This is a genomic window from Pontibacter vulgaris, assembly GCF_022758145.1.
In the GTDB taxonomy this organism is placed as follows: Bacteria; Bacteroidota; Bacteroidia; order Cytophagales; family Hymenobacteraceae; genus Pontibacter; species Pontibacter vulgaris.
The window spans coordinates 454,799-476,902 of the sequence record NZ_JAJVDH010000002.1; the positions used below are offsets into that span (position 1 = coordinate 454,799).

At 46.2% G+C, this 22,104-nt stretch carries 21 protein-coding genes; 15 read left to right on the forward strand and 6 right to left on the reverse strand.

Going from position 1 to position 22,104, the window contains the following annotated elements:
• Window positions 1-255: 255 nt before the first annotated feature.
• The 12 genes from LWP20_RS03000 (at window position 256) to LWP20_RS03055 (ending at window position 13,514) form a co-directional block, all read left to right on the forward strand.
• Entirely contained in the window at window positions 256-1,005 is a 750-nt protein-coding gene (locus LWP20_RS03000; RefSeq protein ID WP_242926628.1) for a tyrosine-protein phosphatase, read from the forward strand.
• Between the two features lie 26 nt (window positions 1,006-1,031).
• Entirely contained in the window at window positions 1,032-2,033 is a 1,002-nt protein-coding gene (locus LWP20_RS03005) for an NAD-dependent epimerase/dehydratase family protein (protein WP_242926629.1), read from the forward strand.
• A gap of 66 nt (window positions 2,034-2,099) precedes the next feature.
• Complete coding sequence (locus LWP20_RS03010; RefSeq protein ID WP_242926630.1) at window positions 2,100-3,497, forward strand: tetratricopeptide repeat protein; 1,398 nt, start codon at window positions 2,100-2,102, stop codon at window positions 3,495-3,497.
• Window positions 3,498-3,503: 6 nt separating this feature from the next.
• A complete protein-coding gene (locus LWP20_RS03015; protein WP_242926631.1) occupies window positions 3,504-4,286 on the forward strand; it encodes a phosphosulfolactate synthase in 783 nt (260 codons plus the stop codon).
• Window positions 4,287-4,429: 143 nt separating this feature from the next.
• Window positions 4,430-5,164: a shikimate dehydrogenase family protein gene (locus LWP20_RS03020; protein WP_242926632.1), complete on the forward strand. Its 735-nt coding sequence runs from the start codon at window positions 4,430-4,432 to the stop codon at window positions 5,162-5,164.
• 99 nt (window positions 5,165-5,263) lie between these two features.
• Window positions 5,264-5,665 carry a YkvA family protein gene (locus tag LWP20_RS03025; RefSeq protein WP_242926633.1) on the forward strand — a complete coding sequence of 134 codons (402 nt, stop codon included), beginning with the start codon at window positions 5,264-5,266 and terminating at the stop codon, window positions 5,663-5,665.
• Between the two features lie 316 nt (window positions 5,666-5,981).
• Window positions 5,982-6,560 carry an RNA polymerase sigma factor gene (locus LWP20_RS03030; RefSeq protein ID WP_242926634.1) on the forward strand — a complete coding sequence of 193 codons (579 nt, stop codon included), beginning with the start codon at window positions 5,982-5,984 and terminating at the stop codon, window positions 6,558-6,560.
• A complete protein-coding gene (locus LWP20_RS03035; protein WP_242926635.1) occupies window positions 6,544-8,292 on the forward strand; it encodes an outer membrane beta-barrel protein in 1,749 nt (582 codons plus the stop codon). Before LWP20_RS03030 ends, LWP20_RS03035 begins: the two co-directional genes overlap by 17 nt.
• Before the next feature lie 259 nt (window positions 8,293-8,551).
• Entirely contained in the window at window positions 8,552-8,998 is a 447-nt protein-coding gene (locus tag LWP20_RS03040) for a hypothetical protein (protein ID WP_242926636.1), read from the forward strand.
• 139 nt (window positions 8,999-9,137) lie between these two features.
• A complete protein-coding gene (locus LWP20_RS03045) occupies window positions 9,138-9,515 on the forward strand; it encodes a hypothetical protein (RefSeq protein ID WP_242926637.1) in 378 nt (125 codons plus the stop codon).
• A gap of 172 nt (window positions 9,516-9,687) precedes the next feature.
• Complete coding sequence (uvrB, locus tag LWP20_RS03050; RefSeq protein WP_242926638.1) at window positions 9,688-11,715, forward strand: excinuclease ABC subunit UvrB; 2,028 nt, start codon at window positions 9,688-9,690, stop codon at window positions 11,713-11,715.
• Between the two features lie 104 nt (window positions 11,716-11,819).
• Entirely contained in the window at window positions 11,820-13,514 is a 1,695-nt protein-coding gene (locus LWP20_RS03055; RefSeq protein ID WP_242926639.1) for a M28 family metallopeptidase, read from the forward strand.
• Window positions 13,515-13,604: 90 nt separating this feature from the next.
• Here LWP20_RS03055 and LWP20_RS03060 read toward each other — a convergent pair whose 3' ends face one another.
• Window positions 13,605-14,171, reverse strand: a complete 567-nt coding sequence (locus LWP20_RS03060; RefSeq protein WP_242926640.1) for a fasciclin domain-containing protein — start codon at window positions 14,169-14,171, stop codon at window positions 13,605-13,607.
• 162 nt (window positions 14,172-14,333) lie between these two features.
• On the opposite strand from LWP20_RS03060, the gene LWP20_RS03065 reads away from it, so the two are divergent.
• Window positions 14,334-14,861, forward strand: a complete 528-nt coding sequence (locus LWP20_RS03065; protein ID WP_242926641.1) for a GNAT family N-acetyltransferase — start codon at window positions 14,334-14,336, stop codon at window positions 14,859-14,861.
• A gap of 226 nt (window positions 14,862-15,087) precedes the next feature.
• Here the strand turns inward: LWP20_RS03065 and LWP20_RS03070 are convergent, their stop codons facing one another.
• Window positions 15,088-17,292, reverse strand: coding sequence for a B12-binding domain-containing radical SAM protein (locus LWP20_RS03070; protein ID WP_242926642.1), 2,205 nt, complete (start codon window positions 17,290-17,292; stop codon window positions 15,088-15,090).
• A gap of 233 nt (window positions 17,293-17,525) precedes the next feature.
• Here LWP20_RS03070 and LWP20_RS03075 point away from each other — a divergent pair, with 233 nt between their 5' ends.
• On the forward strand, window positions 17,526-18,059 hold the full coding sequence (locus LWP20_RS03075) for a hypothetical protein (protein WP_242926643.1): 534 nt from the start codon (window positions 17,526-17,528) through the stop codon (window positions 18,057-18,059).
• Between the two features lie 72 nt (window positions 18,060-18,131).
• On the opposite strand, the gene LWP20_RS03080 is transcribed toward LWP20_RS03075, so the two are convergent.
• Both LWP20_RS03080 and LWP20_RS03085 read right to left on the reverse strand, forming a co-directional pair.
• On the reverse strand, window positions 18,132-18,362 hold the full coding sequence (locus LWP20_RS03080) for a DUF2798 domain-containing protein (RefSeq protein WP_242926644.1): 231 nt from the start codon (window positions 18,360-18,362) through the stop codon (window positions 18,132-18,134).
• A 48-nt stretch (window positions 18,363-18,410) separates the two neighbouring features.
• Complete coding sequence (locus tag LWP20_RS03085; protein ID WP_242926645.1) at window positions 18,411-18,590, reverse strand: hypothetical protein; 180 nt, start codon at window positions 18,588-18,590, stop codon at window positions 18,411-18,413.
• A gap of 136 nt (window positions 18,591-18,726) precedes the next feature.
• On the opposite strand from LWP20_RS03085, the gene LWP20_RS03090 reads away from it, so the two are divergent.
• Window positions 18,727-18,996 (forward strand): hypothetical protein, encoded by a 270-nt coding sequence (locus LWP20_RS03090; RefSeq protein ID WP_242926646.1) that lies wholly within the window; start codon window positions 18,727-18,729, stop codon window positions 18,994-18,996.
• 76 nt (window positions 18,997-19,072) lie between these two features.
• On the opposite strand, the gene LWP20_RS03095 is transcribed toward LWP20_RS03090, so the two are convergent.
• The gene (locus tag LWP20_RS03095; RefSeq protein WP_242926647.1) at window positions 19,073-20,161 is read right to left on the reverse strand and encodes a YncE family protein; all 1,089 of its coding nucleotides are present in this window, start codon (window positions 20,159-20,161) and stop codon (window positions 19,073-19,075) included.
• Between the two features lie 26 nt (window positions 20,162-20,187).
• A complete protein-coding gene (locus tag LWP20_RS03100; protein WP_242926648.1) occupies window positions 20,188-22,101 on the reverse strand; it encodes a TonB-dependent receptor in 1,914 nt (637 codons plus the stop codon).
• Window positions 22,102-22,104: the final 3 nt, after the last annotated feature.

Sequence of the window (22,104 nt, forward strand, 5' to 3'; positions counted from 1 at the left end):
ATAGTTTGTTGTAGAAATTTTTAAGGTCGGGTATATAACGGGTTACAACTATGCGTTGTTTACAAAACTATACATTTTATAATAATCACCCAATTTAAAAGGTATAATACGGTGCTCCGTGTTTATAAGGGGTATTAAGCAGCTGTATAGGGGTGTAAGTTTTGATAGTGCTTATAATTTGCGTTATTTTGAAATACGTTTGCCCCGTTAACGGCACATTATTGGCTTATATGCCATTATACCTGATTTTTGTTAATGATACAGTTTTTCAAGGACTTATTCGGACGTAACGATGCTACTCCCTCCCTCACGTTAGAGGCATTGGGTGTGGATATGCATTCGCATATACTTCCGGGGCTGGATGATGGGGCCGATACAATGGAGCGGTCTGTGGAGTTGGTGCAAACCATGAAAAACCTGGGCTACCGCAAATTGATCATGACACCGCACATCATGAGCGATTTCTATAAAAACACACCTGCTGGTATACGTGAGCGCTTGCAACAACTGCAGGAAGCTGTGGCTGCCGCCGGTATTGATATGGAGCTTGCCTGTGCCGCCGAGCATTACCTGGATGAAGGTTTCCTGGATAAGCTGGAAAAAGGAGAGGAGTTGTTAACATTCGGGGATAACTACTTGTTATTTGAGACCTCGTTCATGAACGAGCCGCTTAATTTAAGAGAGGCGATCTTCCGGATGCGGTCTTATGGGTATAAACCTGTGCTGGCTCACCCGGAGCGCTACACTTTCTTTTATGGTAAGTTCGATGAATTGCTGGAGCTGCGCGAGCAGGGTGTTTTACTGCAGCCTAATCTAAACTCGTTAGCAGGCTATTACTCACCGGCGGCAAAACAGGTAGCGGAGCGGTTAATAGATGCCGGTCAGATAGATTTTCTAGGCTCGGATACCCATAGTTTAAAACACACAAACGTGCTGCAGAAAGTGGTGAGCTGCAAATACCTGCAAAAGGCACTTGCACTTCCATTGCTTAACAATCAGCTTTAGTATTCTTCCAATTTATACTTGCGACCATGGTTTTTGTAACAGGCGGTAGTGGCCTGATCGGCAGCTTTCTTATTCAGGCGCTTCTTGAGCAAGGGCACCAGGTAAAGGCCATTTACAGAGGGCAAGTGCCAGGTATACCCGGAGCTGAGCAGGTGCAATGGCTGGAAGGCGATATTCTGGATCCTGTGTTTTTGCGAAGTGCTCTGGAGGATGTGAAGTATGTATTTCATAGTGCCGGCCTGGTATCGTATGCACCACAGGATGTGGAATTGCTGAAGCAGATAAATGTGGAAGGCACAGCGAATATAGTAGATGCCTGCCTGGAACAACAAAGTATAAAGCTCTGCCATGTAAGCTCTATTGCAGCGGTGGGCCGGCCCAAAGGCTCTACAACCTTAACCGAAAAAGACAAATGGGACCAGGCCGAAGAACACTCAGCCTATGCCAGTTCTAAATATTTTGGCGAGCTGGAAGTATGGCGCGGCATTTCTGAAGGCTTGAATGCAGTAATCGTAAACCCATCGGTGGTGCTTGGCCCCGCCGACTGGACCCGCAGCAGCACACGCCTGTTTAAGTATGTTTTTGACCAGAAAAGCTTTTACACTAAGGGCAGCGCCAATTTTGTAGATGTGCGCGATGTGGTAGAGGCCATGCTTCAGCTTACTTTTTCAGACATAACCGGCGAGCGGTTTATACTTAATGCCGGCCAGCTTACCTATAAAGAATTCTTTGAACGCGTAGCAGGTTGCCTGGGGAAAAAAGCTCCGGGTATAAAAGTGCCCGCTGCCTTAGCCGAAGTAGTTTGGCGAGCAGAGCGCGTACGCTCCTGGCTTACCGGCAGCAGGCCGTTAATTACAAAAGATACAGCCCGCGTGGCAAGTAAAACACACTTATTCAGTAACAATAAAGTAAGTGCCGCCATCGGGTTAGAGTTCCGGCCATTAGATGAAACCATAGCCTGGAGCTGCAGCCGGTTGCTGGCATTGGCAAGTGCCGCAACAACACCAGAAACGGCCAATTCTAACTAAACTATTTGCAGTAGATAAATGTAGTATGACAAAGGCTGTTTTAACCCAGCCTGTTGGATATAGGAGATGAAAGATAATTTTGATGAGAACAGCGAAGAACTTGAACTGATACAGCGGTTCGAGCAGATGCTGGGAAGTAATGAGACTGCTTTTTTTGACCTTACTGATTTTGAATATATAATAGACCATTACACGGCTAACTTCGACTATAAGAAAGCGATACTAGCCTGTGATTCTGCTATTGCCCAGTACCCTTTTTCTTCTGAGCTGCTGATAGATAAAGCACAGCTGCTGGCCATGTCCGGAAAATTCGACGATGCCCTTACGCTAATTGAGCAGGTAGCTGAAACAGAGATGGAAAACCCGGATGTGTCGCTGACGCGTGGTATTATTTATACCCAGCGAGGCGATTACCGCGATGCCATAGATCAGTTTAAGAAAGCACTGGCTTACGCCGAAGACCGTGACGATATATACTTTAACATTGGCCTTACTTACCAGAGTTGGGGCAAATTCAGCTCGGCTATCAAGTACTATAAAAAGTGCATCACACTGAACGTAGAGAATGAGGCAGCCATGCAGGAAATTGTATACTGCATGGAGGTAACGGGTACTTTGCGCGAACACCTGCCATTTTTCCAGGAGTTTGTAGACGCCGATCCATACTCATATGTAGCCTGGTTTAACCTGGGTAACGTGTATAACAAGCTTGGCTCTTACGACAAAGCCATTGCCGCTTACGATTATGCCACTATTATTAAGGCTGATTTTATTACGGCTTATAACAACATGGCCAATGCCTATGTGTATCTGGGCGAGTATACCAAAGCTATAGAGGCCTTTAACCAGATGCTGGAGCAAGGCTCGCCATCGGCAGAAGTATATTGTAATATAGGCGAGTGCTACGAAAAACTGCTGCAGTGGGACCTTTCAAGGCGCTATTACCAGAAATCCATCGACCTGGATCCGGAAATGGATGAAGCCTGGTTTGGTATTGGGGTTATCCTTGATGCGCAGGGCAAGTGGTACGAAGCAGTGCATTTCTTTAAAAAGGCGGTAAGCCTGTATGATGATAGCCCTGACTACTGGGTGGCGCTTGCAGCCGCTGAATACCATGTAGGGCATGTGGTGTCGGCGCTCGAAAGTTATGCGCGTGCAGCCGAGGTGCAACCCGACGATAAGGATATTTACCTGAACTGGTCGATTATACTTTACGAGCAGGGCAATTTTGAAGAAGCCACAGACATCATTCTTAATGCCATAGAACTGCAGCCAAATGAGGCTGAGCTATACTATAGGGCATGTGCTTATATGCTTTCGGCAGGAAAATATCGCGAAGCATACAATTATCTGGAAAATGCTTTAATTTTGGACTTCGAAAAACATAAGCTGCTCTTCGAGTTCTTCCCAGAGCTGGAGTCGCAGCGGGCATTATCCCGATTAATTGACCAGTACCGCAAATAAAAAAGCATGAACTATACGTTGAATAACCTGCCGGAGCGTGATGTAAAACCACGCGAAAAGGGCTTTACCATGGCTATGGATAAAGGTCTGAGCATTCGGGAGGTAGAAAACTTCCTGGAAGTAGCCGGGGACTATGTTGACATTGTGAAATTGGGCTGGGCCACCTCGTATGTGGTGCCTAACCTGCAGCAAAAACTGGATGTATACAAAGCAGCCGGAATTCCGGTATACTTTGGAGGTACGCTTTTCGAGGCCTTTATCGTGCGCAATCAGTTTGACGACTACCGCCGCATCCTGGACAAGTATAACATGAACTTTGCTGAAGTATCAGACGGTTCTATCGTGCTGGACCATGGCAAAAAATGCGAATACATTCAGACGCTTTCTGAGCAGGTAACTGTTCTTTCAGAGGTTGGTTCTAAAGATGCTGAGAAGATCATCCCGCCATACATGTGGATAAAGCTGATGCAGGCCGAGCTGGATGCAGGTGCCTGGAAAGTGATTGGTGAAGCCCGTGAAGGTGGTAATGTTGGTTTGTTCCGTTCTACCGGCGAAGTACGTAGCGGCCTTGTGGAAGAGATTCTGACAAAGATCCCGTTTGAAAAGATATTGTGGGAAGCTCCTCAGAAAGCACAGCAAGTATGGTTTATTAAACTGCTGGGTGCCAATGTAAACCTTGGTAACATCGCGCCAAACGAGGTTGTACCTTTAGAAACAATCCGTTTAGGCTTGCGCGGCGATACTTTCTTCCATTTCCTGGGAGATGAAGCCGCAGCTTATAAAGGCTAAATATAAAACTCAATATTTTAAATGCCCGTCAGACCACCTGAACGGGCATTTTTATTTTAGCTTTGTATACAAGGTGTCGGTAAACGAGCAAGTTATCTGCCTTTATATGAGTTTCAGGTATCAAAATTATACTTCCATAAAAGATGCGCAGGTTTGGGCTTATCGGTAAAAAGTTAGGGCACTCATTTTCAAAACGATATTTCACAGAGAAATTTGAAAAGGTAGGTGTGCGCGAAGCTGTGTATGATCTTTATGAACTGGAGCAGATAGAGCAGCTGCCAGAGTTATTGGCCAGGGAACCGGAACTGGTTGGGCTGAATGTAACAGTGCCTTACAAAGAGCAGGTAATACCATTTCTGACAGAGCTCGATGCCGCTGCTGCCGAGATTGGCGCTGTAAATACTATAAAAATAGAAGCCGGCAGAACCAAAGGTTATAACACAGATTATATCGGGTTTAAAACTTCGCTCCAAAACTTTTACCCGGAGGAAGATAGGGGACAGGCGCTTGTGTTAGGAACCGGCGGTGCTGCCAAAGCGGTTTGTGCTGCGCTAAAAGCCCTGGCCATACCTTATACTTCAGTAGCCAGAAAAGCCGTGGCTGGTGCTATACTTTATGAGGCCGTTACGCCCGACTTACTTCAGAAGTATAATCTTATTATCAATACTACTCCGTTGGGCATGTACCCCGAGGTAGACACATTGCCGCCAATACCTTATACTTCTCTTACACCGCAGCATTACCTGTACGACCTGGTATACAACCCTGAGCTGACGTCTTTTATAACGGAAGGCAAAGCGGCTGGTGCAAAAACCATGAACGGGCTGGCCATGTTGCAGGGCCAGGCAGAAGCGGCCTGGGCTATCTGGAACGAGTAAAAACGCAGTACAATTTTTTTTAGTATATATTCTTGTATTACTATGTAACAAAATGGTGCCCTGGTCTCGTAAAATAGCAGACACTCTACCTCTTATGCCATGGCACAGCTACACACCCTTAAGCAGAAAACCCAGGAACTTAACACCGAGCTTTACGCTCTGTACTTATCTTACCGCGATGGTCGTGTGCAATGGTATGTGCGCCTGCTGCTGGCCTTTGTAATTGGCTATTCTATCAGCCCGATAGACTTTGTGCCCGATTATGTGCCTGTTTTCGGTTTCCTGGATGATGTGGTTATAGTGGCGATTGGCCTGAGCTTTTCTTCTCACTTACTTTCTAAAAATATACTTGGCCAGGCACGCCTGCAGGCTTACGAAGAGCTTAACGGAGATACTGCCACATTTACCGCTGCTTACAAGATTGTTTTATACGCCTGGATGCTGATCGCATCTGTAGTGGCTGTAATTCTGTACAAATTATTATTCATGAACATGATGTAAGATCTGGCATGAATGAAATAAAATTTAGCTGTTGTGTTTATTAAGATGATAGAAGAAGCCTCCCTATAAAGGAGGCTTCTTCTATTTTGTAAAGTATGCTATTTATACTTAAGTAGTTGTGTAGAAATTTTTACAGCCTTCAATAAGCTATACTATCTGTTTTGCCTTGTATTTTAATATATTTACAGAGGCTAATACAACAGGTAGCTTAATTAATCACTTTGTCTGCCTGATAAAAGAAAATAATTAACAGTGCTTGCAACCATTGGTAGGCTAAATGGCATCCTATGGGAGAGAGGCTCTAAACAGGCAGCATTTGAAGCTTTTTACTAAACCAAAGTCAGACGAGGATAAGCTCATAGAAGGGTGCATTGCCGGCAAACGGGATATGCAACGGCTTTTGTATGAACTGTATTCTAAAAAGATGATGGTGATCTGTTTGCGTTATGCACCAACTTCTTTCGAGGCAGAAGACATCATGCAGGAAGGCTTTGTAAAGGTGTTCAATAACCTGCAGAACTTTAAAAAAGACTGCCCGTTGGAGTTCTGGATCAGGAGGATCATGATAAACACGGCCCTGAAACTTTTGCGGCAAAAACAGCTGCTGACAGTTTCACATGAAACGGAAGAAGCGGTAAGTGTGGCAGCCGAAGCGACAAATTTAAGCGACTACAGCCTCGATGAGTTGCTAGGTATGATCCAGGGCCTGGCACCACGCTACCGGATGGTATTTAACCTCTACGCTATAGAAGGCTACAACCATAAAGAGATAGGCGAAATGCTCGGAATCTCAGAGGGAACATCTAAATCGCAGTTTTCGCGTGCACGAGCCATATTGCAGAATATGCTGGCACGGCAAGATAAACCATATAAAGAAAATGTCATCAGCAGATAAACAGAAGCACGGGAACCTGGAGCAGGAATTCTGGCGCCGCTTGCACGACGCTGAGGCGCAGCCTGCCCCTGATATCTGGTCGCGTATAGACCATGAACTGACGGTGCAGGAAAACTCAAAGTATAAAAACAGGCTGGTATTTTACCGCCAGTTGGCCGCCGCATGCATTGCCCTGTTAATGGTAGCAGGTGCAGCGTTTTTCTACCACTTTAGGCAGGATGCGCTAACAAGCACTGGCCTGCAGCCAGGTATAGCTTCAAATACAGCTACTGCTGCTCCTGAAAAGACCCTGAAAAGCGAAGCAGTACCGGAGCAGGAAAGTATAAATCCGCAACAAAGTATAGATGCTGTTTCAAGTATAAATAATGCGACACCAGTTACAGAGCAAAGTATAAACAGTAGCGTTTCTGAAAGTATAGCAATTGCAGATGTGCCCTCGCAAAATGTGGCGAGCCAAAATTCACAGCTGGGCAATTATGCTTCTAACTCAACTGCGGCGTCATTTCAAAAGCAGAAAGAAAGTGCTTATACTTCTAATAGCTTAGTTGATACAAGAAGTATAGGCGCACCAAAACCACAGGTTAACACAGAAACCAGTGTACCGAACTCAATGATTACAGTTGGAGCAACACTTGCAACAGATGAAAGCACACTGGTTCAGCCACAGCAAAATACGTTGTTTCCATCGGCAAGCCGTGCTATTGCTGCAGTGCCTTCCTCCATTAATAGCTACTATAAAACGGCGGCTCAGCAATTACTGTTAAATCCTGATGCTAACTCCAATGCTGCACAAAGTATAGATAAACAACTTCAGCAGGGAAATAAGAATCTGCAAAAACAGAACGAAGCACTGGTGCTGGCCCTAAACAAAGAAGCTGGTGGCGGATCTGAAAAAGATGTTGCCGGCGGAAACAGCCGCTGGAACGTAAGTATGGCTTATGCACCTTCATACTTTGAGCAGAACATTGGTTTGCCGGAACGCATGATGGTTGCCGTTAATCAACGCAGCTTTGCTGCTAAGGGCCCTTCCATCTCAAGCGCAACGTCAGATAATATGGAGGAAGCTCGCGATGAGTTTGCCAAAAATACCAAACCAGCTTTTTCGTATTCAGTGGATGTGAAAGCAGGTTTTAAGCTTAAAAATAAGCTGAAGCTTTTAACCGGTTTAGGCTACAGCCAGAACACCGCACGCACCAAAACCAATTATGTTATTAAGCAGTTTCTGTTTAAACCATACTCTGGCGAGCGTTCGCAGCTGGCACCTTCCACGGTTTTCCTGCCATCGCTTAACAACAACTTTACAACCGACTCCATCAGCGTGGCGCGCACTAAAAATGCTTTTGATGTAGATTACCGCTACGAATTCCTGACGTTGCCCTTAGGGCTGCAGTACGAAGGTAATATTACTAAAAAATGGTACTGGTATGCAGCCGGTGGCATGGCAGCCAACTTCCTGATGAAGGCCAGTATTGATGCAGATACAAAAGAAGTACAGTCGGTAGCGTATAGCAAAGAATCAGAATCACCGTTCCGCCGCATGCAGTTTTCGGGGAATATGTCGATGGGAGTGGGCAAGCGTATTTCTGATGTGGTTACTGTATCCTTTGGCCCTGAAATGCGCAGTTTCCTGAGCACCTTAATCGAAAACCCTGACAAAGCCGTTGCCACCCAGGGCAAACCATACTCGCTTGGCCTGAACATGGCCGTAAATTACCAGCTCGGTAAAAAATAATTGCAAATTTTTTCAAGCTCTTGCAACCATAAGGCCGCAACCGGAATCATGTAGATAGTAAAGAGAATAGTAACAGTTTAACTACCCGGTAGCCTATGAAAGCAATGTTTAATGCTGCGCTATCTGATGCGGTAACAATCTTTAATTTGTCGGGCTGGTTTGTGTTATTAGTGCTCCTTTTTGCATCGGTTATATAATAGGCATGGTGCTTAGCGCATGTTTTATGCCAGCCGTTGCTGCATTACCTGCTCCTGAAATTATGAGAAAACCTTACCAGGCTGTAGTGGCCTGTATGCTGGCAATTGCTTTAGCTGGCTGCGAGAAACAAGATCTTTCGCCGGCCTTGCTGCGACAAGATATACAATCTGCTGTGCAGGGTAAGTGGGCTTTAGAACGAATTGATTACAGCCTGTGTCGCAATAATAATTGCAGCACAACCACTTACACAGGTACCGGGCTCGATTATTTTGAATTCCGGGCCGACAGTGCTTTCCTGGTAAAAAACGGCATACCGAATGCTTCGTCAGTTAAAGAGAAGTATAAAATAGAATATACCATTGCCGGAGGATTTGAATTAAAGGCTTCCGGCTGGTCGGGGAGGTTTACAGTACGGGATTTAAATGCACGAAGTATGGTATTGGTAACTTCCTTTACCGGCCGAGACCCCGATGCTTTGTTTACCGATACTTATTACTTAAAACGATAATAAAAAATTGCTAACACAGGGCGTGTGTAGTTGTGGTAAAGAAGCTGCTGCCTAACCAGATTTCTTATACCTAACCCTTAATTCAAGAGCAACTGCATATGCCCGCGTTAGCAAAACGCGCTTGGTACAAAATAAAACTATGAAAAGAAGCTTTTACCTCAATCTGCTTTGCTTCTGCCTTTCGGTGGTAATGTTCGGGTGCTCCGAAAATGATCCGGAGCCGCTTTGCCTGCAGGTAGAGGTAGTAGGCGCCGATTGCGAAAATGGCTGGTACCTGCTTCATGTACTCGATGAGAATTTTATAGTTCAGAATACGCAGGATTACACCGGGCCGCTGCAGGCTGGTTATGTTACCACCGATAATTTACCGCTGGAGTACCAGCAGGCAGGCCGCCGCTTAAATGTAGCAATGGATACCAATGGCGAGCGTAGCCCAAGGTGTGTGGCAGTTACCGTAATGTACCCGGCAGTAACTATAAAACGAGTTTGTGATGCCGTACCAACCGGCGAAAGATAATAGATAGATTTTTGATTGATTAGATGAGTGAGTTTGTCTAAAGGCCCGCCCCTGTGGTGGGCTTTTTGCATTTTAAGGGCACCATAACTTATACTTATAATATCTGTAAAAGCTAAACTTACAGTGTTGTTTTGGTGTTATAGTATATCTTTACTTTTCGTAAAATCAACGAATGGATTTTCAGCTAACTTCAGAATTTAAACCAACCGGCGATCAGCCGAAAGCAATAGAGCAGCTGGTCGATGGCGTTAGGCGTGGCGAGCAGGCACAAGTGCTTCTGGGCGCTACAGGTACAGGTAAAACCTTTACCATGGCCAACGTTATTCAGCAAACAGGAAAGCCTGCGCTGGTACTTTGCCACAACAAAACATTGGCCGCCCAGCTTTATGGCGAGTTCAAGCAATTCTTCCCCAACAATGCGGTAGAATACTTTATCTCATACTACGATTACTACCAGCCAGAGGCATACATAGCCTCATCGGATGTATTTATCGAGAAAGACCTGGCTATAAATGAGGAAATCGAGAAGCTACGTTTACATACTACATCAGCGCTGCTTTCGGGCCGCCGCGATGTTATCGTGATTGCTTCAGTGTCCTGTATTTATGGTATTGGTAACCCGGAGGAGTTTGGCAAGAACGTTATTCACCTGGCACCGGGGCAACGCTACAGCCGTAACAACCTGCTTTATACTTTTGTGCAGATTCTCTATAGCCGCACCGAAGCTGAGTTCACACGTGGAACGTTCCGGGTTAAAGGCGATACGGTAGATATTTTTCCGGCTTATGCAGATTTTGCTTACAGGCTATACTTTTTCGGCGATGAACTGGAGCAGATACACCGTATTGATCCTGCATCAGGTAAAAAGCTATCGGATGAAAAAGCAATTACCCTTTATCCTGCTAACCTCTTTGTAACCGGAAAAGATACATTGCAGCAGGCTATCCACGAGATCCAGTACGACATGGTAGCGCAGCACGAGTATTTCCTGAAAGAAGACCGCCCGGCAGAAGCCAAACGCATTAAAGAACGTACCGAGTTCGACCTCGAGATGATCCGCGAATTAGGGTACTGCTCTGGTATAGAAAACTACTCGCGCTACTTCGACCGTCGTGCACCGGGTGCGCGCCCGTTCTGTTTGCTCGATTATTTTCCGGATGATTTCCTGATGGTGATAGACGAGAGCCACGTAACTGTTCCGCAGGTACGCGCCATGTGGGGCGGCGACCGCTCCAGAAAAGTAGCCCTGGTAGAGTATGGTTTCCGATTGCCGGCTGCCATGGATAACCGCCCGCTTACTTTTAACGAGTTCGAAAGTATGATGCACCAGGTGGTGTTTGTTAGTGCCACGCCCGGCGATTATGAGATCCAGAAATCGGAAGGGGTGGTGGTAGAGCAGATCATACGACCTACAGGTTTGCTTGACCCTGAAATTGAAGTGCGCCCAAGTACAAACCAGGTAGATGACTTGCTTGATGAGGTGGATGAACGCATAAAAGCCGGAGCCCGCGTGCTGGTAACTACACTAACCAAGCGTATGTCGGAAGAGCTGTCCAAGTACATGGAAAGGCTGAACATAAAAGTAAAATACCTGCACTCCGAAGTAAAAACTCTGGACCGCGTGGAAATTCTGCGCGAGCTGCGCCTGGGCGAGATTGATGTGCTGATAGGCGTGAACCTCTTGCGCGAAGGTCTGGATTTGCCCGAGGTAAGTTTAGTGGCCATACTTGATGCTGATAAAGAAGGCTTCCTGCGCGATCAGCGCTCGCTTATACAAACGATGGGCCGTGCTGCCCGAAACGAAAAAGGCAAGGTAATCATGTATGCCGACCGCATGACGGGTTCCATGCAGCGTGCTATTGATGAAACCAATCGCCGCCGCGCTACCCAGATGGCTTACAACGAAGAACATGGCATTACACCGCGCACTGTACTGAAATCGAAAGACGAGATTTATGAGCAGACTTCCGTTGCCGATTCTAAGAAGAAAGAGGTGAAAATGTATGCCGGTCCGGAAGAAGTATCGCTGGCAGCAGAACCTGTTATTCAAATGATGAAGCGCGACGAAATGGAAAAACTCATCAAGAAAACAGAAAAGCAGATGGAAGCCGCCGCCAAAGACCTCGACTTTTTACAGGCTGCCAAGTATAGAGATGAGCTGGCCGAGCTGCGCCAGTTGATAAAATCGAAGCGCGATTAACATACTATACTTTAAAGGGCTGTTATGTAATGATAACAGCCCTTCGTTTTTTTGATACCAGACCCTCGTCTAATATATTTATACTTTAACTAAACAGGACTAACATGTTAAAACGATTTATACTTCTTTGCCTGCCTGTTGCTGTCTGCCTGATACCTGCCTGCCAGTCTTCCGTTGTCAGCACGAAAACAGCCGATGCCAGTACAAAAGCTGAAGAAGCCGGCACTGCTACAAAAGCCGCGACACTTACTACAGAAAGCTTTGGTAAGTACCTGCGGGAAGTTTCTGCGGATGAGCTGGAAGGCCGTAAGCCCTTTACAAACGGTGAGAAAAAGACGCTCGCTTACCTGGAGCGTGAGTTTAAGGCGCTTGGCCTGGAACCCGGAAATGGCAATAGCTATGTGCAGGAAGTGCCGATGGTAGATGTAAACACAACAGCCAGCTCAACCATGACCATTAAAGGCAAGCAGGAGTTTAAGCTGGAAGGCCGCAAGGATTACGTTATCTGGACCAAACGTACCGATCCGTCGGTTAAGATTGAGCAAAGCGAACTAGTATTTGCCGGTTTCGGTATTGTGGCGCCAGAATATAACTGGAACGACTATGCCGGGCTTGATGTAAAGGATAAAGTGGTGGTAGTGCTGGTAAACGATCCAGGCTTTTATGCCCAGACTCCAAACGCTTTCAAAGGTAACGCCATGACCTACTATGGCCGCTGGACCTATAAATTTGAAGAAGCTGCCCGGCAGGGTGCTAAAGGCTGCCTGATCATACACGACACCAAGCCGGCTGGCTACGGGTTTGAAATAGTGCAGAACAACTGGAATACCTCTAAACTATACTTAGACTCCAGAGGGAAGGAAACTTATAAGTGCGCCATGGAAGGTTGGGTGTCTAATGAAGTTGGAAAAAAACTGTTAGCTGCTGCCGGTATGGATTATGCTACGCTGGTAAACAGTGCCGCCAAACCCGGTGCAAAACCAGTGCCTCTGAAAATGAAGGTGAGCACTTCCATGATGGTAAAAACAAAGTATGATAAGTCTCACAATTTCATAGCCAAGATCACAGGCACTAAGAACCCTGAAGAAAATATCATCTACTCCGCTCACTGGGATCACCTGGGCTACGGAAAAGCAGATGCCACAGGCGATAGCATTTATAACGGCGCAGTTGATGATGCAAGCGGCGTTGCCGGCTTGCTTGAAATAGCAAAAGCATTTAAAAGTCTCCCGGTAAAACCTGAAAGAAGCATCGTGTTTCTGGCCGTTACAGCTGAGGAGCAGGGGCTTTGGGGCTCAGCCTACTATGCTCAAAACCCGGTATTCCCGAAAGAGAAATCAGTGGCCAACATTAACATGGATATGCTGAACTCATATGGCAGAACAAAAGACATTGTGCTTTTCGGAATGGGGCAATCAGAGTTGGAGGATTATTTAGCTGAGGAAGGCAAGAAAGTAGGCCGTTACGTGGCCGCAGAGCCTAACCCCGAGGCCGGTTTATACTATAGATCTGACCATTTCAACTTCGCTAAAATCGGTATTCCGGCCTTGTTTATTGGCCCGGGTATTGATGTTGTAGACAAAGGCAAAGAATATGGCAAGCAGCAGTTAGACGCTTTTTATGCAAACTATTACCATAAACCTTCTGATGAAGTGCATGACGGTTATGTAATGGATGGAGCTGTAGAAGACCTGACCTTGCTTTTCCAGGTGGGTAAACGCCTTTCAGTGGCAGGAGAGTGGCCAAAATGGAAAACCGGCTCTGAATTTAAAGCTGCCAGAGAAGCCTACATGAAATAGCATATTTTCTGGCATCAGAACGTACCTTGTTAAATTAAAAATAGCGCCCCGGTATTTTTACCGGGGCGCTATTTTTTTACATTATAGTTGTTACTGGGGTAGCAAAACCTGGTCAATTACATGGATCACGCCATTTGATGTTGGTATAGATGCTACAATATTGGCACCATTTACAGTTACTTTTCCATCTTTAACTCCCATTGTCACGCGGCCACCATTTACCTGCCCCAGGCTCTGCCCATCTTCAAAACTTTCGGCGTTTAAAATGCCAACATACACATGGTATTGAAGAATGTTACGGAGGTCGCTGCGCTTTTCTGGTTCAAGCAAGCCTTCTACAGTACCTTTTGGTAGCTTTTCGAAAGCCGCATTGGTTGGCGCAAATACCGTAAATGGTCCGGCATTGGAAAGCACATCTACTAATTCTGCTGTCTTTACGGCTTGTACTAATGTGGTGTGGTCTGGCGAAGACGCGGCAACCTGTACCACATTTTTCTGAGACTCATCGTCCTGCACAGCAGATTGCCCTGCAGATGCCTGCGCATCGGTTGCACTTTGTTCTACTTCGGTAGTAGCTGCGGTTTGTTGTTCTGTTGAGTTACAGGATAACAGCAAAGCGCCTGTCGCTGCCATTGCTGTTAAAAATAGCTTTTTCATAATGTTATTGCTTAGAGATTTAACATCATAATATTAAAGTATAAACTAGCTTCAGGCTATGACCTATGTTAATGCCAGCAATGACTTTTGTCAGTAGGTAGTTACAATTATCAGGAAGTGTTTCAATCGCTTATCTTTGCAAGCATACTATACATCTGCAACATGGCACAAAACATAGCTTATACTTTCCGAAAGGGTACAACTGCTGATGCTATACTTTTAGCCCGGCTGGGCTGGCAGACTTTTAACGAAACATTTGCTGCCTATAACAAACCGGAAGATATGGCGGCTTTCCATAAAACCATGTATAGCCCCGAATTGCAGGCTGCTGAACTTGCCGACCCTGCTACGGAATTTGTTATAGTGGAAGCTGCAGGAGAGGCGATTGCTTACCTGAAGCTGAATACAGGCGCTGCGCCGGCTGCCATTCAGGCAAAGAATCCGCTGCAGATTAACCGGTTGTATATTTCTAAACTATGGCTTGGTAAAGGTTTGGGCGACCAGCTGATGCAGCTAAGTATAGAGAAGGCTAAGCAAAACGGACATGATGTAGTGTGGCTTACAGTATGGGAGCATAATGAGCGGGCCATGCGCTTTTACCAAAAATATGGTTTCAGGGAAGTAGGAGAACTGGAGTTTATTCTTGGACAGGATGTGCAACGCGACCTATACATGCAGCGCGAAGTATAAACTGGTTGTACCCCACCCCTTCCGGTAGGGAAGAGGCAGGACCAGGTAATTCCATAGTTTTATAGGTAGATTGGTAGGTAGCTTGAAAAACAGGACGCAGAAAAATTGCCTGCTTTCTAACTATAAGATGCATTTGCTACTGCGTTGGTTGCACCATCCGAAAAAAATAAGATAAAAAAAGCCGGAACAGCTCATGCTCCGGCTTTTTTGACTTCTATAAATGAAATTAAAGCAATAATAATTCCTTCTCTCTTAACTCAAACCAGGTTGGAGAAGCCATAAACTCATTAAAGTTAAGATGCGCTTCTGCCGGGAAAGTTTCTTCCAGTTGCTTTAGTGTAAATGCTTCGGTGTTTTCGGGTGTTATCTTCTGAAGCGACTCCAGCAGCCACTGGCCAATCGTAGCGGTTGTCTTTATCTGGAAATCTTCTGCCTTTTCGTAAAAAGTGAGTTCGCAACGCTCTATTGTCTGGCCTTTTTTAGCGATCATAGTAAACTCAACTTCCGGAATGTTGCCCAGCCAAAGCAGGCGCGCACCAGTGCGCGTACTATCCGGGCGATGCGGCGCTTGTATGGCTCCGGCAATCATGCTCGGTTTTTCGGTAGTGCGCGGCACTTTAAAATCAAACCAGAATGATAGTGGTTCTTCTAGGGCAACGCCGTGCATGTAATTGTATAAGGCTTTGCTCAGGCCGGGACCAAATAAATTGTGGTCGGCTCCTTGCGGGTCGTTGTGCCAAAGGTCGTTGTTGGCAAAATCGCCTTCGGGTGGCCCAACTTTAACTACGCCATACTTCTCCGGGTTTTTACCAACCGGGCTATGCGCCGTCATACTAAAGCGGTGCCAGTAACCCGACTGTATCACATTGTTCAGAAACAACTGGCGCACTACTTCCAGAGAATCTATCGTTTCCTGAGCTGTTTGTGTAGGGAATCCATACATGAGGTAGGCGTGCACCATAATGCCGGCCTGTGTAAAGCTATCGGTAACGCGGGCTACCTGGGCTATACTTACGCCTTTCGCCATCAGGGTAAGCAAACGATCAGAGGCTACTTCCAAACCACCCGAAACAGCAATACAACCCGAGGCGGCCAATAAGCGGCACAAATCAGGTGTAAAAGTTTTTTCGAAGCGGATGTTCCCCCACCAGGTAATTTTTACGCCACGGCGCAGCAACTCAATGGCCAGGTCGCGCAGGGCAACAGGTGGCGCGGCCTCATCTACAAAATGAAAGCCGGTCTGGCCCGTCTGGGCAATTATCTGTTCAATGCGGTCTACCAGGAGTGTAGCCGGCGCCGTTTCGTAGCGCGAAATATAATCCAGCGTGATGTCGCAGAAAGAGCAGCGTTTCCAGTAACAGCCGTGTGCCACGGTTAATTTGTTCCAGCGGCCATCGCTCCAGAGGCGGTGCATCGGGTTTATCACATCTATCACCGAGAGATAATCTTTCAGTGGCAGATCGCTGTAATCAGGTGTGCCTACTTCGGTGTGTGGTATGTCTTTATCGAGGCAGCCGTTTATAAATTCTACTTTGCCATTTTGCAGCATAAACGTACGCTGCAGGAAATCTACCTGGCGCTGGCCCTGCAGGTATTCCAGTATCTTCAGCCACGGGCCTTCACCATCATCCAGCGTTACAAAATCAATGTACTTGAACAGGCGTGGCTCGCGCAGACTGCGTAACTCCGTGTTCGGGTAGCCACCGCCCATCATGGTTGTTATGGGCGGATATTTTTGCTTAACGTACTGTGCCAGGCGCAGGCCACCATACAAATTGCCCGGAAACGGAATCGATAAACCAACTACAGTGGGCTGTACTTCCTGAATTCGTTCCTCCAGTAATTCCAGCAGCAGTTCATCAAGCAGGCCTGGGTTTTCCTGCAGTTCTTCCTCCAACGGATCGAAAGAGGTAGCAGACAGAGCCAGTTTTTCGGCGTAGCGACTGAAAGCAAAATGCGGAGAAACAGTCTCTTTAATCAGGTCGCCGAGATCTTCTAAGTATAAAGTTGCCAGGTAGCGTGCCCTGTCTGTAATGCCCATACTTCCGAAAGCCCAATCCACATCTTCTACCTGGTCGAAGCGTGCTGCTTCAGGCAAGTAACGGCTGTAACTGATCTGCTGCGCCAGTGTCAGGTCTTTGTTCTGGAGGAAACGGATAACGGGTTCTATGGTGTTCAGGTACTCGCGCTTCAAACGTAGTATGCGCAGGCTATTGTCTGATAACTCAAAATCGCCTTCCTCAATGGCAGCAAAAATTCTGGATAAGCCAGCTTTGGTGAACATGCGCAGCACGAGCTCAATACCAAAATCGGCCTGCGTAACCGTATAGCCCTGCCCCTTCAGGAAGCCTTTAAGGTAAGCAGTAGCAGGGTATGGCGTGTTTAGCTGTGTAAGCGGCGGTGTAATCAGCAGGATCGTTGGCTTCTCCAAAGTATAAAAGTATAACGGTAGCAAAATTTAAGAGCGCAAAAGTACGTAATCTGCACCTCTTTTATGTTAACAAAGATTGTATTAGCAACAGCCGGGAGGCTGAGCTGGTTCAGAGTGGGTGTTTGGATATAATATGTTTAAACAAATTTTATTTTAAATATATTTTATTTTTTAAATATGATATTATATTTACATCATATTTAAACTGAGAAACACAACATAATTAATCTACCATGAAAAAACAATTACAACTCTTGGCTATGGCCGTATTACTTGTGGCAGTATCAGCCTGTAAACTATTCACAAAGGATATTGAAGTGCCACAAAAGTTTTCAATCCAGATTAATCAGCAGGCAAATGCTTCCCAACAGTTTTCTACAACCAAGGATGTAGATACAGGATCTGAGGACGTAAGAAAGTATCAGGATAAAATTGATGACTTTAAGATCGACAAGCTGACATTTACAGTGAGTAATTTTACTAGCAGTGCTTCGCCTGTAGTTTCTGGTACTCTGAAGTTCGCTGTAACTGGCACTACTAACTATAAAACATTGGGTTCTGTTACCAACGCAGATCTGAAGGCGCTTGCCGGTAACGGACAGGAAGTAGCGGTTGCTATTACAGATGAAGCTGCTAAAAATGATTTAGTTACCCAGATGAGAGGCGGCAACAAAGTTACCTTTAAACTGGAAGGAACAACTACTGCTGTGCCTGTAGTTGCGACAATGAACTTCAAAATTTATGCTAATATGACAGTAGGGCTGTAAGTAGCCTTGGTTCTTATAAAAGACAAAAGCCCTGTTCAGTCAGGGCTTTTGTCTTTTATAGGGGTGCTTTGTTTATTTCTGGTTAGCCGCTTTATTTACAGCATAGTTAATGCCAGGCACAATGCCCAATACAGTTATGCCTATCAGCGTAAACAACACAAAGAAAGACCGGAGCCAGCGCAAAAAAAAGTCTGAGGCAATGCCGAAAGTATAAAGCTCCAATGCCGAGGCCAGCAAAAAACTGATCAGGACAATAACCAAAAATTTTGTTTTCAGCTGCGATGTAATAACGGGCTTCTTCATATCTGCAAAAGTGTAACGCAAAGGTAAAGCAATTGCGCTGAAAGTATATCAGGAATGGCCTTTTTCTGCTTCTTCGTCTTCCAAGGCCTGGCTGCTTTTGCCTCCGGAGTTTTGCTGCGCTTTTGGCTGAGCCGGTGTGCTGCTTTCTTGTTTTCCTGTACGGCCTACATCCGACGACATGGTTTTAGATGTTTTGGCTTGCTTATCTTCGGGTTTGTTCTCTTTCATGGCGATGTTTTTATAGTTTGTAATGTGTACGTTCCGGTGGGGGCCAAAGTATACAATTTAACTCTATGGCATTTGCGGTCGTAAACGGAAGAGGCAGCACGAATTGCCTTAACAGAATTACAAAGACGCTAACACTATGAATAGAAAAGACATAAAAGCAAACTTACTGGCAATTGCCTTAACGGCAACTGCGGCTATTGGCTTATCGGCATGCAGCACGGGCACAGACCCGGGCGAAACAAATACCGAGCGTAGCGACATAGAACGTACTGAAGAGAAAGAATCCGGCTACTCGCAAAGCAGCGATACTGCAAACCTGGAAGATAAATACTATGAAGGCCGCGAAGGCACCACCATTGGCGACAGCGCCTATAACCAGGATGGCAAACGCGACAAACGGCCTTAAATTCATCAGAAATAAAACGAGAAAGCCCGCTCTGTAAAAGGAGCGGGCTTTCTCGTTTTATAAATTAAAGTTTGGCTTACCGGAAAATAAATCCGTTTGGTGCAATGCCAACTCTGAAAGAATCCAGGGCGGCACCGGTTGGGTTAAAGCGCACCACCCATCCGTTTGAAGTATAGCCTGGTGCCACGCCGGCGTAGATGTAGTTGTTTACCGGATCGATACCCAGGCTGCTGAAGCTCCTGTTAATTACCGGAGTTGTGCTTAGTGTGGTAGCGTTTATATCCTGCTGGTATACTTTGTTATCGTACTCAAAGTATAGTTTGTTTTTAGCCCCGTTGGTGGCCAGCTTACTGGCAAAAGCAGTTTTGCTGCTGAAAGGTAAAGTAGCCTCAACGGTATTACTGCCTGTATTTATTTTTGTAAGTGCACCCGGTGTGTAGTTGGAAGGATCTAGTTGCCAGTCTTTCTGGCCTGTACTTATCACCCAAAGGTTACTGTTTTGGTCTAACGCCAGGCTGTTCGGGCTTTGCGTAACTATAATATTTTTTTCAACGGCGTCTGTAATTGTGTTAATAACAGTAACAGCGTTTTCGCCTACGTTGGCTACGTATACTTTGCCACCTGTTATCACAAGCTGCTCCGGCTGCACGCCAACTTCAATGGTTTTTAGCACAGTATAAGTCTTCAGGTCGATGACAGAGACACGGCCTTTACCATATTGATAGGTGTTTGGGTCGTAAGCCAGCCATTCGGTTACATAACCTTTCTCGTTGTTGAGTGCTGCAAAATAGCGCGGGGCATCCAGGCCATTTATCTCACCTTCAGCTTTAAAAGTGCTGGCATTTACCACGGTAATTTTTTTACTGTTGTTCATCACCAGGTAAGCTTTATCGTTGTGCAGGTTTATACTTTGCAGTACATCGCCCAGTACCTGAGAAGGGTTTGCTGCACTATAGATCTCATTCTGAACCTGTCCTGTACTGCGGTTATAATAACTGACAGAAGCATTGGATTTATTAAAAGCTCCCTCGTTAGAGATTAAAACAGCATCCTGGGCATATTCGCCTGTTGGCGCATCGTCGGAGTTGGTATTGCAGCCGGATATTGTAAGTGCGGCAAGCGCTGCAACCCACATAAAGCTGCGCACCGGGTTATACTTTTTCATTAGTTTAGAGAAATTGAGTTTTATAGTTAGGGAATGATAAAGCGAAAGTTAATGGCATAGTTGCGGCCCGGCATCGGCATGTTTTCCATGGTCTGGTACTCGGTGTTTAGCAGGTTGTTGGCCTGCACCGATGCCTGTAAAGTGTTGCTGCCAAGTATAAATTTGCGGCTGGCAGCTAAGTCGAGCAGTGTAAATGCGGCTAAATTGGTGGTGTTGTCGGAGGTTGTGTAACGGAGGCCGTTATAGCTTACATTACCAGTGAGGCTCCAGTTTTGCCAGGCTGCGCTAAGGGCACCTGTAGCTTTATGAAGTGGCACATAAGCCAGTTGTTTGTGCAGTTCTTCAGGTCCCTCATACGATTTAACCTGCTCCGATAAAGTATAAGTATAGCCTGTAGCAGCGGTTATACTTACTTTCCCTAACTGCTTTGTGGCACTGCTACTGATCTCTATACCTTGAGAGCGTACTTTCTGTAAATTTTTAGGCGTATAAAAGCCCTGTTCAGTTGGCACCCATTGTACCCAGTTATCAACAAGCATGTAATAAACCGTGGCCTCCGACTCAAGGTGTAATGTTCCGGAAGTATACTCGTGCTGCAAACCGGTTTCATAGTTCCAGCCTTGCTCGGATTTCAGGTCAGGGTTGCCGCCGGGCTGCCAGAACCTGTCGTTTAGTGTAGGCACACGGTAACTGCCTGCTACATTGCCTTTCAGGTAAAACAGGTGATTGTTGTTTGAGTAGAATCTATAGTTGGCGCCAAGCGTGGGAGTAGGGTTAGGATTATAACCTTCTGCAAATGCCTGTCGCAGGTTCAGGCTAAGAGCTAGTGCTTCTATCGGATCGTAGCGGAGCAATACGAAAGCTGATGCTCTGTTTTCTTTTTCTGGTTGGCTATACCCATCTACATTGGCGGCGAAATGTTGCAGGTTAATGCCTCCGCGCAGGCGCCAGGTGCGGCCATAAGTATAAGTCTGCTCGGCTTGCAACTGGTAGGTGGCAATGTCTGCTATCGAGTTTATACTTGTGGCGGTATACTTCAGGAGGTCGTTAAAATAGCCTGCTTTTATACTTGTCTCGCCCCAGTTAGTGCCCAGGGTATACTCGGCCAGTAAACGCAGGTTTTTATCAATCTGCCGGGAGTTGTTATGAGCAGCGCCCAGCGAAGCCTGTGGCTCCCGGTCAGCGAAAGTATACCAGCTATGCAGTGCCAGTTTGCTGTTTGTAGAAAGATTCCAGGCCAGATCCTGTGTAAATCCATATTGAAGTATAGCAGCATGCTCCTGTTTACGTTCCGGCGCTCCGAAGCTGGCGTAGTCTGTATACCTGAAATCGTTCTCGGCCTGCAGTCTGTAGCCGCCTGCACTAACCGAAAATTTATCGTTGCCATAGTTAAAAGTAGCCTTGCTGTAGTAGCGGCCAAAGCTACCGGCTTCCTGTTGCAGTTCTCCGCTGAAGCCCTGTGAAGTATAATCCGGGGAAGTTAGCAGTATAGCTCCGCCAATAGCACCGCTGCCATACATTGCGCCAGTCCCGCCATGCTGTATGGCTATAGTGCCCACACCGCCAAGCGGCAACGCTGCCAGATCAGTTTGGCCTAACGATGGACTGGAAATGTTAAGCCCGTTCCAGAGCACAGCTGTGTGCGAAGCCATAGTTCCCCGGAAAGAAACAGACGAAATACCACTCACACCATAAGATTTGATGTAAAGCGGGGTGCGCGCCTGCAATGCTGCTGCCAGCGAAGTGCTGTTGTAGGTACTGAGAAAACTGCTATCTATGCTACTTACGCGGCTGCCGGCGGCGTATATTTCGGCGGGTTGGCCAAAAATTTCTACGCCCTGCAACTGGTAATGTGAGGTATCCTGTTGCGCACGCAAGGTATGCGCAGCACCGAACAGGCCTAACAGGAAAACAATGCTTTTAAACGAAAATCTGGCCACTGC

What these genes read in the sequence shown, in the direction of transcription:
- LWP20_RS03060 (WP_242926640.1), bottom strand. Translation starts at nt 14,171, where the DNA reads ATGAAAAAGCTATTTTTAACAGCAATGGCAGCGACAGGCGCTTTGCTG.
- LWP20_RS03040 (WP_242926636.1), top strand. Translation starts at nt 8,552, where the DNA reads ATGAGAAAACCTTACCAGGCTGTAGTGGCCTGTATGCTGGCAATTGCT.
- LWP20_RS03055 (WP_242926639.1), top strand. Translation starts at nt 11,820, where the DNA reads ATGTTAAAACGATTTATACTTCTTTGCCTGCCTGTTGCTGTCTGCCTG.
- LWP20_RS03045 (WP_242926637.1), top strand. Translation starts at nt 9,138, where the DNA reads ATGAAAAGAAGCTTTTACCTCAATCTGCTTTGCTTCTGCCTTTCGGTG.
- LWP20_RS03010 (WP_242926630.1), top strand. Translation starts at nt 2,100, where the DNA reads ATGAAAGATAATTTTGATGAGAACAGCGAAGAACTTGAACTGATACAG.
- LWP20_RS03000 (WP_242926628.1), top strand. Translation starts at nt 256, where the DNA reads ATGATACAGTTTTTCAAGGACTTATTCGGACGTAACGATGCTACTCCC.
- LWP20_RS03080 (WP_242926644.1), bottom strand. Translation starts at nt 18,362, where the DNA reads ATGAAGAAGCCCGTTATTACATCGCAGCTGAAAACAAAATTTTTGGTT.
- uvrB (WP_242926638.1), top strand. Translation starts at nt 9,688, where the DNA reads ATGGATTTTCAGCTAACTTCAGAATTTAAACCAACCGGCGATCAGCCG.
- LWP20_RS03015 (WP_242926631.1), top strand. Translation starts at nt 3,504, where the DNA reads ATGAACTATACGTTGAATAACCTGCCGGAGCGTGATGTAAAACCACGC.
- LWP20_RS03090 (WP_242926646.1), top strand. Translation starts at nt 18,727, where the DNA reads ATGAATAGAAAAGACATAAAAGCAAACTTACTGGCAATTGCCTTAACG.
- LWP20_RS03095 (WP_242926647.1), bottom strand. Translation starts at nt 20,161, where the DNA reads ATGAAAAAGTATAACCCGGTGCGCAGCTTTATGTGGGTTGCAGCGCTT.
- LWP20_RS03085 (WP_242926645.1), bottom strand. Translation starts at nt 18,590, where the DNA reads ATGAAAGAGAACAAACCCGAAGATAAGCAAGCCAAAACATCTAAAACC.
- LWP20_RS03005 (WP_242926629.1), top strand. Translation starts at nt 1,032, where the DNA reads ATGGTTTTTGTAACAGGCGGTAGTGGCCTGATCGGCAGCTTTCTTATT.
- LWP20_RS03065 (WP_242926641.1), top strand. Translation starts at nt 14,334, where the DNA reads ATGGCACAAAACATAGCTTATACTTTCCGAAAGGGTACAACTGCTGAT.
- LWP20_RS03020 (WP_242926632.1), top strand. Translation starts at nt 4,430, where the DNA reads ATGCGCAGGTTTGGGCTTATCGGTAAAAAGTTAGGGCACTCATTTTCA.
- LWP20_RS03035 (WP_242926635.1), top strand. Translation starts at nt 6,544, where the DNA reads ATGTCATCAGCAGATAAACAGAAGCACGGGAACCTGGAGCAGGAATTC.
- LWP20_RS03025 (WP_242926633.1), top strand. Translation starts at nt 5,264, where the DNA reads ATGGCACAGCTACACACCCTTAAGCAGAAAACCCAGGAACTTAACACC.
- LWP20_RS03075 (WP_242926643.1), top strand. Translation starts at nt 17,526, where the DNA reads ATGAAAAAACAATTACAACTCTTGGCTATGGCCGTATTACTTGTGGCA.